The sequence below is a fragment of the Citrobacter sp. C1 genome (assembly GCF_014596895.2).
GTDB classification, from domain to species: domain Bacteria; phylum Pseudomonadota; class Gammaproteobacteria; order Enterobacterales; family Enterobacteriaceae; genus Citrobacter; species Citrobacter gillenii.
In genome coordinates this window covers 4,938,265-4,952,575 of record NZ_CP115035.1, presented here as the reverse complement: position 1 = coordinate 4,952,575, position 14,311 = coordinate 4,938,265, and the positions used below count along the sequence as shown (strand labels likewise).

General features: G+C 53.9%; 10 protein-coding genes and 4 tRNA genes. 10 read left to right on the top strand and 4 right to left on the bottom strand.

What is annotated here, in order from left to right; translation table 11 throughout:
- Position 1 precedes the first annotated feature (1 nt).
- From wzxE to IB214_RS23635, 9 genes are all read left to right on the top strand, one after another.
- On the top strand, positions 2–1,252 hold the full coding sequence (gene wzxE, locus IB214_RS23675; protein ID WP_117343790.1) for a lipid III flippase WzxE: 1,251 nt from the start codon (positions 2–4) through the stop codon (positions 1,250–1,252).
- Positions 1,249–2,328: a TDP-N-acetylfucosamine:lipid II N-acetylfucosaminyltransferase gene (locus IB214_RS23670; protein WP_117343791.1), complete on the top strand. Its 1,080-nt coding sequence runs from the start codon at positions 1,249–1,251 to the stop codon at positions 2,326–2,328. The genes wzxE and IB214_RS23670 overlap by 4 nt, the downstream gene beginning before the upstream one ends.
- Positions 2,325–3,677: an ECA oligosaccharide polymerase gene (gene wzyE, locus IB214_RS23665; protein WP_096758937.1), complete on the top strand. Its 1,353-nt coding sequence runs from the start codon at positions 2,325–2,327 to the stop codon at positions 3,675–3,677. The genes IB214_RS23670 and wzyE overlap by 4 nt, the downstream gene beginning before the upstream one ends.
- Positions 3,678–3,679: 2 nt before the next feature.
- On the top strand, positions 3,680–4,420 hold the full coding sequence (wecG, locus tag IB214_RS23660; protein ID WP_117343792.1) for a lipopolysaccharide N-acetylmannosaminouronosyltransferase: 741 nt from the start codon (positions 3,680–3,682) through the stop codon (positions 4,418–4,420).
- Positions 4,421–4,699: 279 nt separating this feature from the next.
- On the top strand, positions 4,700–6,085 hold the full coding sequence (locus IB214_RS23655) for an amino acid permease (RefSeq protein WP_115259850.1): 1,386 nt from the start codon (positions 4,700–4,702) through the stop codon (positions 6,083–6,085).
- 102 nt (positions 6,086–6,187) lie between these two features.
- Positions 6,188–6,264: transfer RNA gene (locus IB214_RS23650), tRNA-Arg, on the top strand.
- A gap of 56 nt (positions 6,265–6,320) precedes the next feature.
- Positions 6,321–6,396: transfer RNA gene (locus tag IB214_RS23645), tRNA-His, on the top strand.
- 20 nt (positions 6,397–6,416) lie between these two features.
- Positions 6,417–6,502, top strand: a tRNA-Leu gene (locus IB214_RS23640).
- A gap of 41 nt (positions 6,503–6,543) precedes the next feature.
- Positions 6,544–6,620 (top strand) — tRNA-Pro (locus IB214_RS23635).
- A gap of 634 nt (positions 6,621–7,254) precedes the next feature.
- Here IB214_RS23635 and hemY read toward each other — a convergent pair.
- The 4 genes from hemY to hemC are packed head-to-tail and all read right to left on the bottom strand — an operon-like array spanning position 7,255 to position 11,356.
- A complete protein-coding gene (hemY, locus tag IB214_RS23630; RefSeq protein WP_096759491.1) occupies positions 7,255–8,454 on the bottom strand; it encodes a protoheme IX biogenesis protein HemY in 1,200 nt (399 codons plus the stop codon).
- A 2-nt stretch (positions 8,455–8,456) separates the two neighbouring features.
- Positions 8,457–9,656 carry a uroporphyrinogen-III C-methyltransferase gene (hemX, locus tag IB214_RS23625; protein WP_117343794.1) on the bottom strand — a complete coding sequence of 400 codons (1,200 nt, stop codon included), beginning with the start codon at positions 9,654–9,656 and terminating at the stop codon, positions 8,457–8,459.
- Between the two features lie 21 nt (positions 9,657–9,677).
- The gene (gene hemD, locus IB214_RS23620) at positions 9,678–10,418 is read right to left on the bottom strand and encodes a uroporphyrinogen-III synthase (RefSeq protein ID WP_117343795.1); all 741 of its coding nucleotides are present in this window, start codon (positions 10,416–10,418) and stop codon (positions 9,678–9,680) included.
- Positions 10,415–11,356: a hydroxymethylbilane synthase gene (gene hemC / locus IB214_RS23615; RefSeq protein ID WP_135912796.1), complete on the bottom strand. Its 942-nt coding sequence runs from the start codon at positions 11,354–11,356 to the stop codon at positions 10,415–10,417. The genes hemD and hemC overlap by 4 nt, the downstream gene beginning before the upstream one ends.
- Before the next feature lie 394 nt (positions 11,357–11,750).
- Between hemC and cyaA the strand changes: the two genes are divergently transcribed.
- A complete protein-coding gene (gene cyaA, locus IB214_RS23610; protein WP_096758931.1) occupies positions 11,751–14,297 on the top strand; it encodes a class I adenylate cyclase in 2,547 nt (848 codons plus the stop codon).
- Positions 14,298–14,311: the final 14 nt, after the last annotated feature.

The window sequence follows — 14,311 nt, the reverse complement described above, 5'->3', positions numbered from 1 at the left end:
TATGTCGCTTGCTAAAGCGTCCCTGTGGACGGCAGCCAGTACGCTGGTAAAAATTGGTGCGGGCCTTCTGGTGGTGAAACTGCTGGCGGTTTCATTTGGCCCGGCCGGTGTGGGGCAGGCGGGTAACTTCCGCCAGATGGTTACTGTGCTCGGTGTACTGGCGGGGGCCGGAATATTCAACGGCGTCACGAAGTACGTCGCACAGCATCATGACGATCCGGCGCAGTTACGCCGTGTGGTCGGTACCTCTTCGGCGATGGTGCTGGGATTCTCCACGCTGATGGCCGCCCTTTTTCTGCTGGCAGCAGCGCCGATCAGCCAGGGTTTATTTGGTCATACGCATTATCAAGGGTTAGTGCGGCTGGTTGCACTGGTACAGATGGGCATAGCCTGGGCGAACCTGCTGCTGGCGTTGATGAAAGGTTTTCGCGATGCTGCCGGCAATGCGCTATCGCTGATTGTCGGTAGCCTGGTGGGCGTGGTGGCCTATTATGGTTGCTATCGTCTCGGGGGTTACGAAGGTGCGTTGTTAGGGCTGGCGCTGGTGCCTGCGCTGGTAGTGATCCCCGCTGCTGCGATGTTGATTAAGCGTGGAACTATCCCACTGCGCTACCTGAAACCCTGCTGGGATAACGGTCTGGCCGGGCAGTTAAGCAAGTTCACGCTGATGGCGTTGGTCACCTCCGTGACGCTGCCGGTGGCGTACGTAATGATGCGAAACCTGCTGGCAGCCCATTACAGCTGGGATGACGTGGGGATCTGGCAGGGGGTGAGCAGTATTTCCGATGCGTATCTGCAATTTATCACCGCCTCATTCAGCGTTTACTTGCTGCCGACGCTGTCGCGCTTAACTGAAAAGCATGACATTTCGCGCGAGGTCGTAAAGTCGCTGAAGTTTGTGCTACCGGCGGTTGCTGCCGCGAGTTTCACCGTCTGGCTGCTGCGTGACTTTGCTATCTGGCTGCTGTTTTCGGCTAAATTTACCGCGATGCGCGATCTGTTTGCCTGGCAGTTGGTGGGCGATGTCCTGAAAGTAGGGGCTTACGTTTTTGGCTATTTGGTGATCGCGAAAGCGTCGCTACGGTTTTATATTTTGGCTGAAATTAGCCAGTTCACGTTATTGACGGCATTTGCCCACTGGCTGATCCCTGCGCATGGCGCTCTGGGAGCAGCCCAGGCATATATGGCAACCTATGTGGTCTATTTTTCTCTCTGTTGCGGCGTATTTTTACTCTGGCGTAGGCGGGCATGACAGTACTGATTCACGTTCTGGGATCGGATATCCCTCACCATAACCAAACCGTATTGCGGTTTTTCAACGACTCGCTGGCTGCGACGAGCGAGCACGCGCGCGTGTTTATGGTTGCCGGGCAGGATGCGGGATTCAGCGAAAGTTGCCCGGCGTTATCGCTGAGTTTCTATAGCGGGAAAAAGGCGATGGCAGAGGCGGTTATTAAGAAAGCGAAAGCGGATCGTCAACAGCGTTTCTTCTTTCACGGTCAGTTCAATACCAGCTTATGGCTGGCACTGCTGAGTGGGGGAATTAAACCCGAGCAGTTTTACTGGCACATCTGGGGCGCCGATCTGTATGAAGTCTCCAGTGGACTGAAATTCCACCTGTTTTATCCGCTTCGTCGGCTGGCGCAAAACCGCGTGGGCTGCGTGTTTGCCACGCGGGGTGATTTGCGCTATTTCGCTGGGCTGCATCCGCGCGTGCGCGGTGAGCTGCTGTATTTCCCGACGCGCATGGATCCATCGCTCAATACGATGAGCGACGGGCGTGAACGCAGCGGGAAAATGACCATTCTGGTGGGAAACTCCGGCGACCGCAGCAATGAACATATTGCCGCGCTGCGCGCCGTGCATCAGCAGTTTGGCGATACGGTGAACGTGATTGTGCCCATGGGTTACCCTGCCAATAATGCGGCGTATATCGATGACGTTCGTCAGGCTGGACTGGCATTATTTCGTGCGGAAAACCTGCACATTCTCAGCGAAAAGCTGGAATTTGAGGCTTATCTGGCGTTACTGCGTCAGTGCGATTTGGGCTACTTTATTTTTGCTCGTCAGCAGGGGATCGGCACCTTGTGTCTGTTGATCCAGGCCGGTATTCCGTGTGTGCTTAACCGCGAAAACCCCTTCTGGCAGGATATGGCAGAGCAAAACTTGCCGGTATTGTTTACCACCGATGAACTCAATGAAGGTATTGTGCGCGAAGCGCAGCGTCAGCTGGCCTCGGTCGATAAGAGCGCCATTACCTTCTTTAGCCCGAATTACCTACAGCCGTGGCATAACGCGCTGAAAATTGCTTCCGGAGAAACGGTATGAGCCTGATGCAATTCAGCGGTCTGCTGGTGGTGTGGCTGCTCTCCACACTGTTTATCGCCACGTTGACCTGGTTTGAGTTCCGACGGGTACGCTTTAACTTCAATGTGTTCTTCTCATTGCTGTTTTTATTGACGTTTTTCTTTGGCTTTCCGCTGACCAGCGTGCTGGTATTCCGCTTCGACGTGGCGGTGGCCCCGCCGGAAATTCTGCTGCAGGCGCTGCTGTCAGCCGCCTGTTTCTATGCTGTCTATTACGTGACCTATAAAACCCGTTTACGCAGGCGAACGGCGGAAAGACCGCGTAAGCCACTGTTTACTATCAACCGCGTTGAGGCTCATCTGACGTGGATAATATTGATGGCGATTGCGCTAGTGAGCGTGGGCATATTCTTTATGCACAACGGCTTCCTGCTGTTCAGACTGCAGTCCTACAGCCAGATCTTCTCCAGTGAAGTTTCCGGTGTGGCGTTGAAGCGCTTCTTCTACTTCTTCATCCCAGCGATGCTGGTGGTATACTTCCTGCGTCAGGACAGCAAAGCGTGGCTGTTTTTTCTGGTAAGCACCGTCGCGTTTGGCTTGCTGACCTATATGATTGTCGGCGGCACGCGCGCCAATATCATCATCGCCTTTGCCATCTTCCTGTTTATCGGCATTATTCGCGGCTGGATTTCGCTGTGGATGCTGGCGGCCGCTGGCGTGCTGGGCATTGTGGGGATGTTCTGGTTGGCGCTGAAGCGCTACGGCATGAACGTCAGCGGAGACGAAGCGTTCTATACTTTCCTGTATCTGACGCGCGACACCTTCTCGCCGTGGGAAAACCTGGCATTGTTGCTGCAGAATTACCACAATATTGAGTTCCAGGGTCTGGCGCCGATCGTGCGTGACTTCTATGTGTTTATCCCCAGTTGGCTGTGGCCTGGGCGACCGAGCATCGTACTCAATTCGGCGAACTACTTTACCTGGGAAGTGTTGAACAACCACTCGGGGCTGGCTATCTCGCCAACATTAATTGGCTCGCTGGTGGTGATGGGCGGGGCGTTGTTTATCCCGTTAGGCGCGATTGTGGTTGGACTTATCATCAAATGGTTCGACTGGCTGTACGAGTTAGGTAACCGGGAAACAAACCGCTACAAGTCGGCGATTTTGCACAGTTTCTGTTTCGGTGCCATTTTCAATATGATCGTGTTAGCACGTGAAGGACTGGATTCGTTTGTCTCGCGAGTGGTCTTTTTCCTCGTGATTTTTGGTGTCTGTTTGCTGGTGGCAAAACTGTTGTTCTGGCTGTTTGACAGTGCCGGACTGATTCATAAACGCATAAAATCGCTGCCCCGGACACAGGTTGAAGGATAGTAATGACTGATAACACCACTGCGCCGTTGTATACACTGCGCGGATTACAACTGATTGGCTGGCGCGATATGCAGCATGCGCTGAATTACCTGTTTGCAGAAGGGCATCTTAGGCAGGGGACGCTGGTGGCGATCAATGCTGAGAAGTTGCTGACAGCGGAAGATAACCCTGAGGTACGCGCGCTGATCGATGCCGCTGAGTTCAAATACGCCGATGGGATCAGCGTCGTGCGTTCCGTGCGAAAAAAATTTCCACAGGCCCAGGTTTCACGTGTGGCCGGTGCCGATCTGTGGGAGGCCTTAATGGCACGAGCAGGCCGGGAAGGAACGCCGGTCTTCCTGATTGGCGGCAAGCCGGAGGTGCTGGCGCAGACGGAAGCAAAACTGCGTACACAATGGAACGTGAACATTGTGGGCAGCCAGGACGGCTATTTTACGCCGCAGCAGCGTCAGGCGCTGTTCGAGCGGATTCACGCCAGCGGTGCGCAGATTGTTACCGTAGCGATGGGGTCACCGAAACAAGAAATCTTTATGCGTGATTGCCGCCAGGTTCATCCCGATGCGCTGTATATGGGCGTGGGTGGCACCTACGACGTCTTTACCGGCCATGTAAAGCGTGCGCCTAAAGTCTGGCAAAACCTCGGGCTGGAGTGGCTGTACCGCTTGCTGTCGCAGCCGAGCCGTATCACGCGTCAACTTCGCTTATTACGTTATCTGCGCTGGCACTATACCGGCAATCTCTGATCTCCTCCCTTCTTTGGTATGTAGCGCATTCTGCTGAGCGCGCTACTTATTCACAACATAATCGCTGCTTTCTCAAACAATCTATTCATTTTTTGAATGCTTTAATTGCCATTTAAGTGATTTTAGGAAACCATTCGCAACAATCATGATAGTGCCGTGGTGTTTTGGGTGCCAACCGTCAAGCGGTCGGCGCCGTATGGCCTGTTATGGCAAAAAAACGATGTACCCATAACGATAACCGGTCATACCGGAAAGCATACAAACACAACAAGAGGATTTATGGCAGAAAGTAAACCTGAGCTACAGCGTGGGCTGGAGGCTCGTCATATCGAATTAATTGCCCTTGGGGGCACTATTGGCGTTGGATTGTTTATGGGCGCCGCCAGCACCCTCAAATGGGCGGGGCCATCAGTTCTGTTGGCCTATATTGTCGCCGGGCTGTTCGTCTTTTTCATTATGCGTTCCATGGGCGAGATGCTGTTTCTGGAGCCGGTTGCCGGTTCATTCGCGGTGTATGCCCACCGTTATATGAGCCCCTTCTTTGGTTATCTCACTGCCTGGTCGTACTGGTTTATGTGGATGGCGGTGGGGATCTCGGAAATTACCGCCATTGGCGTCTACGTGCAGTTCTGGTTCCCGGATATGGCACAGTGGATACCCGCGCTGATTGCAGTCGGGTTAGTGGCGTTGGCAAACCTGGCGGCGGTTCGGCTGTACGGTGAAATTGAGTTCTGGTTTGCGATGATCAAAGTGACCACCATCATTGTGATGATCGTCATTGGGGTCGGCGTTATCTTCTTTGGCTTTGGTAATGGCGGCCAGGCGATTGGTTTCGGCAACTTGACCGAGCACGGCGGCTTTTTTGCCGGTGGCTGGAAAGGCTTCCTGACCGCGTTATGTATCGTGGTGGCCTCCTACCAGGGGGTGGAGCTGATCGGCATCACGGCGGGTGAAGCCAAAAATCCGCAGGTCACATTGCGTAGCGCGGTAGGGAAAGTGCTGTGGCGTATCCTGATTTTCTACGTCGGCGCGATATTTGTGATCGTCACTATCTTCCCGTGGAATGAGATTGGCAGTAACGGCAGCCCGTTCGTTCTCACGTTTGCCAAAATTGGAATTACCGCTGCGGCCGGGATTATCAACTTCGTGGTCCTGACCGCCGCGCTGTCTGGCTGCAACAGCGGGATGTATAGCTGTGGTCGTATGCTGTACGCGCTGGCGAAGAACCGTCAACTACCTGCCGTTGTTGGAAAAGTCTCTCGTCATGGCGTGCCGGTTGCTGGCGTAGCGATTTCTATCGCTATCTTGCTGATTGGCTCATGCCTGAATTACGTTATTCCGAATCCGCAGCGTGTCTTTGTGTATGTCTATAGCGCCAGTGTGTTGCCGGGGATGGTACCGTGGTTTGTTATCCTGATTAGCCAACTGCGTTTTCGTCAGGCACACAAAGAGGCGATTGCCAGCCATCCTTTCCGCTCCATTCTGTTCCCGTGGGCGAATTATTTGACGATGGCGTTCCTGATTTGCGTATTGATCGGCATGTATTTTAATGAAGATACCCGAATGTCGCTGTTTGTGGGTATGGGCTTCATACTGGCTGTGACGCTCATTTATAAGGTTTTTGGTCTGAATCGGCATGGGGAAAGCCAAAAACTGGAGGAATAAGCGACAAAACGCACATTCCGTGACCAAACGGTAATTTATTTTAAAAAAGCACTAGACAGCAGACCGAGACCTCCGTAATATCCAGCCCCGCAACGGCGCTAAGCGCCCGTAGCTCAGCTGGATAGAGCGCTGCCCTCCGGAGGCAGAGGTCTCAGGTTCGAATCCTGTCGGGCGCACCATTTAGTAGGGTGCCAGAGCTGCGGTGGTTTTAATACCGCGTAAAAGATTTGCAGTGGTGGCTATAGCTCAGTTGGTAGAGCCCTGGATTGTGATTCCAGTTGTCGTGGGTTCGAATCCCATTAGCCACCCCATTAATTTAAAGTTGTGAAATGCGAAGGTGGCGGAATTGGTAGACGCGCTAGCTTCAGGTGTTAGTGTCCTTAGGATGTGGGGGTTCGAGTCCCCCCCCTCGCACCACGACTTAAAGAATTGAACTAAAAATTCAAAAAGCAGTAAAACGGCGAGTAGCGCAGCTTGGTAGCGCAACTGGTTTGGGACCAGTGGGTCGGAGGTTCGAATCCTCTCTCGCCGACCAATTTTGAACCCCGCTTCGGCGGGGTTTTTTGTTTTCTGATTTTCTCTTCTTTCAGGCACTTACACAAAGAAAGACCTGTGTGATATCGCTGCCATGTCCCGAATTACCTGATGTCTTAAAAAGTCCGAATAACTAGTTTTTGCAGTGCAATCATGGCATGCCTTGTGCAATAATATGCGTGTAGATGCTCATTCCATCTCTTATGTTCGCCATCTGGCCTCATAAACTCAGGAATGACGCAGAGCCGTTTCCGGTGCTTATCGTCCACTGACAGATGTCGCGTTAGCCTCATCAAACACCATGGACATAACGTTGAGTGAAGCACCCATTTATGTTGTCATACAGACCTGTTTAACGCCTGCTCCAAAAGAGCGGGCGTTTTTTTATGCATATACACGTCATCCTTCAAGCTGCCTCTTTGTTGGCTACGCCTGGGTTATTCGGCCCATCCTTGGGCCTCACCCCTACGGGGCCGCCGCAAACAGCGTTCAAATCTGTTCCTGACAGATTTGTCACCCCAGTCACTTACTTATGTAAGCGCTTGTGGATTCCCAGACTTGCCGCCTTGATGCATCTTGAATGATTTTGTGTATACGATTGCCCGGTAAGCGAAGTGTCACCGGGCAAGAGGGAATCACTGCGAAGGATTGTTGTTCTGTAGCGTCAGCATCAGGCCATCACGACGCATCGTGGCGGCTTCTTCTGGTTGATGCAGTCTGTCCAGCGCGTCGGCCAGCCAGGCGTAGTCGTAGGCATCCGGACGCTGTTTAAGGGCCGCACGGAAGGCGATCGTTGCCTCCTGCCATTCACCGTGCTTCATCAACGACTGACCAAGCGTACTCCACAGAAGCGGGCGATCGCCCACGGCTTTAATCTGCTGGCGCAGCACTTTTTCTATCTGCTCAGGGTTGTTGGTTTTCAGACGCGGGATAGGCAGTACCAGGCGGTCGTCATACTGGCGTTTCAGACCCTCAATGATGATTTGCTGTGCCGTATCATGATCGTCGCACTCAATCAGATGCTCAGCCATGGCGACCTGCAGGGCAACCTGATGACGGGTTTTACGGTTCTGGTTTTTCCACCATGCGCGTAGACCCTCACTACCCTGATCGGCGCGAACCTGATCCATCAGGCCCACCCAGGCTTGTTGTTCCAGCATGGCACGGTGTTCTTCATCACCCACGCGTGCTTTGGCCATAGAAGGAATGATATCCAGTAAGGAACTCCATGCACCGGTGCGAATGTAAGCCTGCTCAGCCAGACGCAGAACTTCCGGGTGACGCGGCGTCACTTCCAGCAGCTTGTCGACGCTGTGGCGCGCGGCGTGGTCCTCATTGCGGGCCAACTGTAGGCGAACACGGGTGATGTCCACCGGGATTGTATCGTTCCCGGCCAGTTCAGCTGCACGTTCAAGGTGCTGATTAGCGCGAGCTTCATCACCACGCTGCTGAGCCGCTTCTGCTGCCAGAAGATAATTGACTACCGGCTGTTCCGCGTGATCGGCATTTTTCGACATCAGTTTTTCAACCTGCTGATAGTCGCCTTCTGCCAGCTTGAGCAGAGCCTGCTCGGTCTGCTTACGTGCACGGCGGCGCTTGCGACCCACAAACCAGCCGCGCGTATGCGCACCGGTGCGGAAAATACGGCGCAGCAGCCATTCAATCGCAAACAGAATGACCATGGCGACGATCAGGATGATCACCAGACCCGTCACGCTGGTTTCAATGTTGTAGTTGTCTGTTTGGATCAGCACGTATCCCTGATGACCGGCGATCATTGGGCCGACGACGATCCCGGCGATCAGCAGCACAAAGAGCAATAATACTTTTAGCATCATTATTCTCCCTGCGGCGCGGTTGCCGGCGTGTCAGCCTGAGGTGCAGGTGCAGGTGCAGGTGCAGGTGCAGGTGCAGCCTCGGCTGGAGAGGTTGTTGGCTGTGCCAGTAAATTACGCACGCGGGTTTGCATGAGCTTCTCGAGAATGGTCTGGCTCTGCAACGTGTCCGGCACGTTCATACTGATGCTTTGCTGGCTCAGCTGATCCACTTCATCAAGAAACGCTTTGGTGGTTGCATCGTCGGTGTCGTAATAGGCGCGTACCCAGGTGGAGACATTCTCCAGCGCCTGGCGATAGGTTTCTTCCTGATGACGTGGCACGGCTTGTGCGGCGACTAACAGGCGAGAACGGATATTTTCACGCAGGTAAACGTCCTGATTTGGTGCCAGTAGCGGAACGGCAGTTTCATCGCGACGGCGAATGGTAATAAAGCTGTCCATAAAGTTCTGCCAGCTTTTTTGCAGATTGACGCGCCATTCGCTAATAGAGCTGGAAAGCTCACTGCTGTCGGAATCCATCGGTGAATCGTCGGTGTTGTTGTCCGCCAGGCGTAGGTTATCAATCTGGTTGGAGAGCTGATTTACCTTGAGGATAATGCCGTCGTAGTCGACCTGTGAAACCGCAGACAGGCTGGCGATATCATCGGTGATGGCGCGACGGGCGGTAATCAAACTGGGATCGTTCATGTCTGCCAGGCTGGCATCGGCGCTTTTCAGCAGCGCTGCCGCAGACGTAACGTCCTGATCGCTCCATAATTTACGTCCGGCCAGTTTCACCAGGAAATCAGCCTGTGCCAGCAGCCAGGTTTTTGCATCACTGCCGGAGATGGTGGCGACCTTCTGCTGGACTTCATCAAGCTGTTTGACCAGCGCGGCCTGCTGTCGACTGGCTTCATCCAGCTGTGTGGCCTGCTGTTTAATAATGCCTTCCAGCTCGCTCTTCTGACTTTCCTGCGCTTTTTGTAGCGCGATGAGCTGAGTCGCCAGCGCATCGCTGGTTGCTGTTTGCGTTGTTGCCTGCTGTTTCGCCCAGCCATACAGACCCACGCCCGCCGCCAGTGCAATCGCAATTGCCACTGCGCTCAGGATCAGTGCGGTGTTGTTGTGGTTCTTTTTTTCTGCTTTGACTGGCTGTGGCGTTGTTTCCACGGCCTTCCTGGTCTCTTCAACCACGGCGGAGGATTTTTCTTGTTCCGTCATTATGGCATCCCATTATGAGAGTTATTGTAATGCGCGCAGTAGCGCATCGTTGTCGGCGTTATCAGCGACCTTAATATCTTGCCAGCCCAGTTCCCGGGCGAGGTGCGCCAGACGCTCACTGACGACCAGCAGCCGACAGCGTAGTAACCAGTGCTCACGATACCACTGCGGAATAAGAGACCAGAGCTGTTGCAGCATCTCTCCGCTGGTGACAACCACCGTCGTCACACCGCGTGAATGCCAGCGCATCGCCTCTTCTGCACCATCGTAATGTTTTGCACTGCGTTGATAACATTCACAAAAATCAACATCTGCACCACGAGCTGTTAAGGTTTCGCCTATCAGCTCACGACCGCCGTTGCCGCGTAAAATAAGCGCGCGTTTTCCCGCAATATTTTGTAATTCAGGTAATTGTAGCAAGACTTCGCTGATTTCCCGATCCAGCGGATAGTGAATATTGCATCCGCTCACGGTATGCAATGCCAGCGCTGTTGTGCGACCGATAGCAAAATAGCGCGGGAGAGTGGGCCAGTTTGCCCCCTGCTGCGAAAGCTCGGCATCGGCAAAGTTGACGGCATGCTGCGAGAGAGCAAAGACCAGATCGTTTTCCGTGAGCGCCGACAGTCGGGAGGCTAGCGTTGCCAGTTCCCGACCGGGCGAAAACTCGATAAGCGGAAAACTCCAGGCCACCTGCCCCAGTGTGCGCAGACGGCTCACTAACTCTTCCCCTGCGGGAGACGGGCGGGTGACCAGAATACTCATGCCGGTGCTTCTCCGTTATAAACGTCAGCCAGAATGGTGCGCGCACCGTTCTCTAACAGTTCTTCCGCCAGGGAAATGCCCATTTGTTCGGCATCCTGCGGTGCACCACGACGCTCTCCACACACCATCTGCGACCCGTCAGGTGCACCGACCAGCGCTCGTAGCCAAATCTCACCGTTGATGAGTTCTGCATAGCTGCCAATAGGCACCTGACAGCCCCCTTCCAGGCGGGTGTTCATGGCGCGTTCCGCTTTGACGCGCAGGGCGGTTTCTTCATGGTTGAGCGGGGCCAGCAGCGCCTGGGTACGTAGATCGTCAAGTCGACATTCTATGCCCACAGCACCTTGCCCGACAGCTGGCAGAGAGACCTCTGGCGGCAGCGCGGTCCGGACGCGTGACTCAAGCCCTAAACGCTTTAGCCCGGCGACGGCAAGAATAATGGCGTCATAGTCGCCGTTATCCAGTTTGCTCAGGCGTGTGCCCACGTTGCCACGCAATGAGCGGATAACAAGGTCCGGGCGCTGCTTCGCCAATTGGCACTGGCGACGTAGGCTCGACGTCCCAACGATGCTGCCTTCCGGGAGGTCATCCAGTGAGTTAAATTTATTTGAGACAAACGCATCGCGCGGATCTTCGCGTTCACAGATAGTGACCAGCCCAAGCCCTTCAGGGAACTCGACCGGCACATCCTTCATGGAATGCACGGCGATATCGGCGCGTTTTTCTAACAGCGCGACTTCCAGCTCTTTGACAAATAAACCTTTCCCCCCGACTTTCGCCAGCGGGGTATCCAGGATCACGTCGCCACGGGTCACCATAGGGACCAGTTCAACGACCAGACCGGGGTGATTTGCCATTAAAGCGTCTTTGACATAATGTGCCTGCCAGAGCGCAAGGGGGCTTTGGCGTGTGGCAATTCTCAAAACATTGTCTAACATGCTTGTTACCGTCATTATCAATCATTAACCATCCTAACATCCTTATCAAAGGGATGTCAGCGTTACGCTCAAACGTAGTGAGACGAAAAGGCGCTGCATCATCACTGGCAGTGATTAATGACGAGATACCTCCCGACCGTATGAAGGAATTTACACGCAACGAACGGTGCTACACTTGTATGTAGCGCATCTTTCTTTACGGTCAATGAGCAAGGTGTTAAATTGATCACGTTTTAGACCATTTTTTCGGCTGTACTCCCTAAAAAAAGTGCGGAGAAAAAAAGGTAACGGTTATTTTTGACATACGGTTTATCCGAATTGCTGAAGAGTGTTGGTAAGCGCATGCGCTGCAGCAGTCGACACCATGACGGATAGCAAAATCAGGCGATACGTCTTGTACCTCTATATTGAGACTCTGAAACAGAGACTGGATGCCATAAATCAACTGCGTGTCGATCGCGCGCTTGCTGCCATGGGCCCTGCTTTCCAGCAGGTATACAGTCTGCTGCCGACATTATTGCACTACCACCATCCGCTGATGCCGGGTTACCTCGATGGTAACGTTCCCAAAGGCATATGCTTTTACACGCCTGATGAAACCCAACGTCACTACCTGAATGAGCTGGAGCTGTACCGCGGCATGTCGCCGCAGGACCCCCCGAAGGGTGAGCTGCCGATTACCGGCGTTTACTCGATGGGCAGCACCTCTTCAGTCGGGCAAAGCTGTTCCTCTGACCTGGATATCTGGGTCTGCCATCAATCCTGGCTGGATAGCGAAGAGCGCCAGTTGCTGCAGCGTAAATGCAGCCTGCTGGAAAGCTGGGCCGCCTCGCTGGGCGTGGAAGTCAGTTTCTTCCTGATTGATGAAAACCGTTTCCGTCACAATGAAAGCGGCAGTCTGGGTGGTGAAGACTGTGGCTCAACGCAGCACATCCTGTTGCTTGATGAATTTTATCGCACCGCCGTGCGCCTCGCGGGCAAACGTATTCTATGGAATATGGTGCCGGGCGACGAAGAAGAGCATTACGACGATTACGTTATGACGCTCTACGCACAGGGGGTGTTAACGCCAAACGAATGGCTGGATCTGGGTGGGCTCAGCTCGCTTTCCGCCGAAGAGTACTTTGGCGCCAGCCTTTGGCAGTTGTACAAGAGTATCGACTCCCCGTACAAAGCGGTGCTAAAAACGCTGCTGTTGGAAGCGTATTCCTGGGAATACCCCAATCCACGCCTGTTGGCGAAAGACATTAAACAGCGCCTGCACGACGGCGAGATCGTCTCTTTTGGTCTCGATCCGTACTGCATGATGCTGGAGCGCGTGACCGAGTACCTCACGGCAATCGAAGATCCGACGCGCCTCGATTTAGTTCGTCGATGTTTCTACTTAAAAGTGTGCGAGAAACTGAGCCGCGAGCGCGCCTGCGTGGGCTGGCGTCGTGAAGTGCTAAGTCAGTTAGTGAAAGAGTGGGGCTGGGACGACGCCCGTCTGACCATGCTGGATAACCGCGCCAACTGGAAGATTGACCAGGTTCGTGAAGCGCACAACGAACTGCTCGATGCGATGATGCAGAGCTACCGTAACCTGATCCGCTTCGCGCGTCGTAACAACCTCAGCGTCAGCGCCAGCCCGCAGGACATTGGCGTGCTGACCCGTAAGCTTTACGCTGCGTTTGAGGCCCTGCCGGGCAAAGTGACGCTGGTGAACCCGCAGATCTCACCGGACCTCTCGGAACCGTATCTGACCTTTATCCATGTGCCGCCGGGTCGTGCTAACCGTTCAGGTTGGTATCTCTACAACCGTGCGCCCAACATGGATTCGATCATCAGCCATCAGCCGCTGGAATATAACCGCTACCTGAACAAACTGGTGGCGTGGGCGTGGTTTAACGGTCTGCTGACATCACGTACGCATTTGTTTATTAAGGGCAACGGCATTGTCGATCTGCCGAAGCTGCAGGAGATGGTCGCTGACGTATCGCACCACTTCCCGCTGCGCTTGCCGGCACCTACGCCGAAAGCGCTGTACAGCCCGTGTGAGATTCGCCATCTGGCGATTATCGTCAACCTTGAATACGACCCGACGGCGGCATTCCGCAATCAGGTGGTGCATTTTGATTTCCGTAAGCTGGACGTCTTCAGCTTTGGCGAAGAACAAAATTGCCTGGTCGGTAGCGTAGACCTGCTGTACCGCAACTCGTGGAACGAAGTACGTACGCTGCACTTCAACGGCGAGCAGGCGATGATTGAAGCGTTAAAAACGATTCTCGGCAAAATGCATCAAGATGCGGCACCGCCGGACAGCGTCGAGGTCTTCTGTTATAGCCAGCATTTACGTGGCCTGATCCGTACACGCGTCCAGCAACTGGTGTCCGAGTGCATTGAGCTGCGCCTTTCCAGTACACGCCATGAAACCGGTCGCTTCAAAGCGCTGCGCGTTGCCGGGCAGACGTGGGGACTGTTCTTTGAGCGTTTGAATGTGTCGGTACAGAAACTGGAAAACGCCATTGAGTTCTACGGCGCAATTTCACACAACAAGCTGCACGGTCTTTCCGTTCAGGTTGAGACCAATCACGTGAAATTGCCGTCGGTAGTGGATGGTTTTGCCAGTGAAGGGATCATCCAGTTCTTTTTCGAAGAAACGGGTGATGAACAGGGCTTTAATATCTACATTCTGGACGAGAGTAATCGGGTCGAGGTGTATCACCATTGCGAAGGCAGCAAAGAAGAGCTGGTTCGCGATGTTAGCCGCTTCTACTCCTCGTCGCACGATCGCTTTACCTACGGCTCCAGCTTCATTAACTTTAATCTGCCGCAGTTCTATCAGATTGTGAAAACCGATGGTCGCGCGCAGGTTATCCCGTTCCGTACCCAGCCGATTAACCCGGTCCCGCCGGCTAATCAGGATAATGACACGCCGATGTTGCAGCAGTATTTTTCGTGATTATTGTGCCGGAT

Bases quoted from the DNA above. Each gene is read 5' to 3' on its own strand.
- wecG (WP_117343792.1), top strand. From the start codon at position 3,680: ATGACTGATAACACCACTGCGCCGTTGTATACACTGCGCGGATTACAA.
- wzxE (WP_117343790.1), top strand. From the start codon at position 2: ATGTCGCTTGCTAAAGCGTCCCTGTGGACGGCAGCCAGTACGCTGGTA.
- hemD (WP_117343795.1), bottom strand. From the start codon at position 10,418: ATGAGTATTCTGGTCACCCGCCCGTCTCCCGCAGGGGAAGAGTTAGTG.
- IB214_RS23670 (WP_117343791.1), top strand. From the start codon at position 1,249: ATGACAGTACTGATTCACGTTCTGGGATCGGATATCCCTCACCATAAC.
- hemC (WP_135912796.1), bottom strand. From the start codon at position 11,356: ATGTTAGACAATGTTTTGAGAATTGCCACACGCCAAAGCCCCCTTGCG.
- hemY (WP_096759491.1), bottom strand. From the start codon at position 8,454: ATGCTAAAAGTATTATTGCTCTTTGTGCTGCTGATCGCCGGGATCGTC.
- IB214_RS23655 (WP_115259850.1), top strand. From the start codon at position 4,700: ATGGCAGAAAGTAAACCTGAGCTACAGCGTGGGCTGGAGGCTCGTCAT.
- wzyE (WP_096758937.1), top strand. From the start codon at position 2,325: ATGAGCCTGATGCAATTCAGCGGTCTGCTGGTGGTGTGGCTGCTCTCC.
- hemX (WP_117343794.1), bottom strand. From the start codon at position 9,656: ATGACGGAACAAGAAAAATCCTCCGCCGTGGTTGAAGAGACCAGGAAG.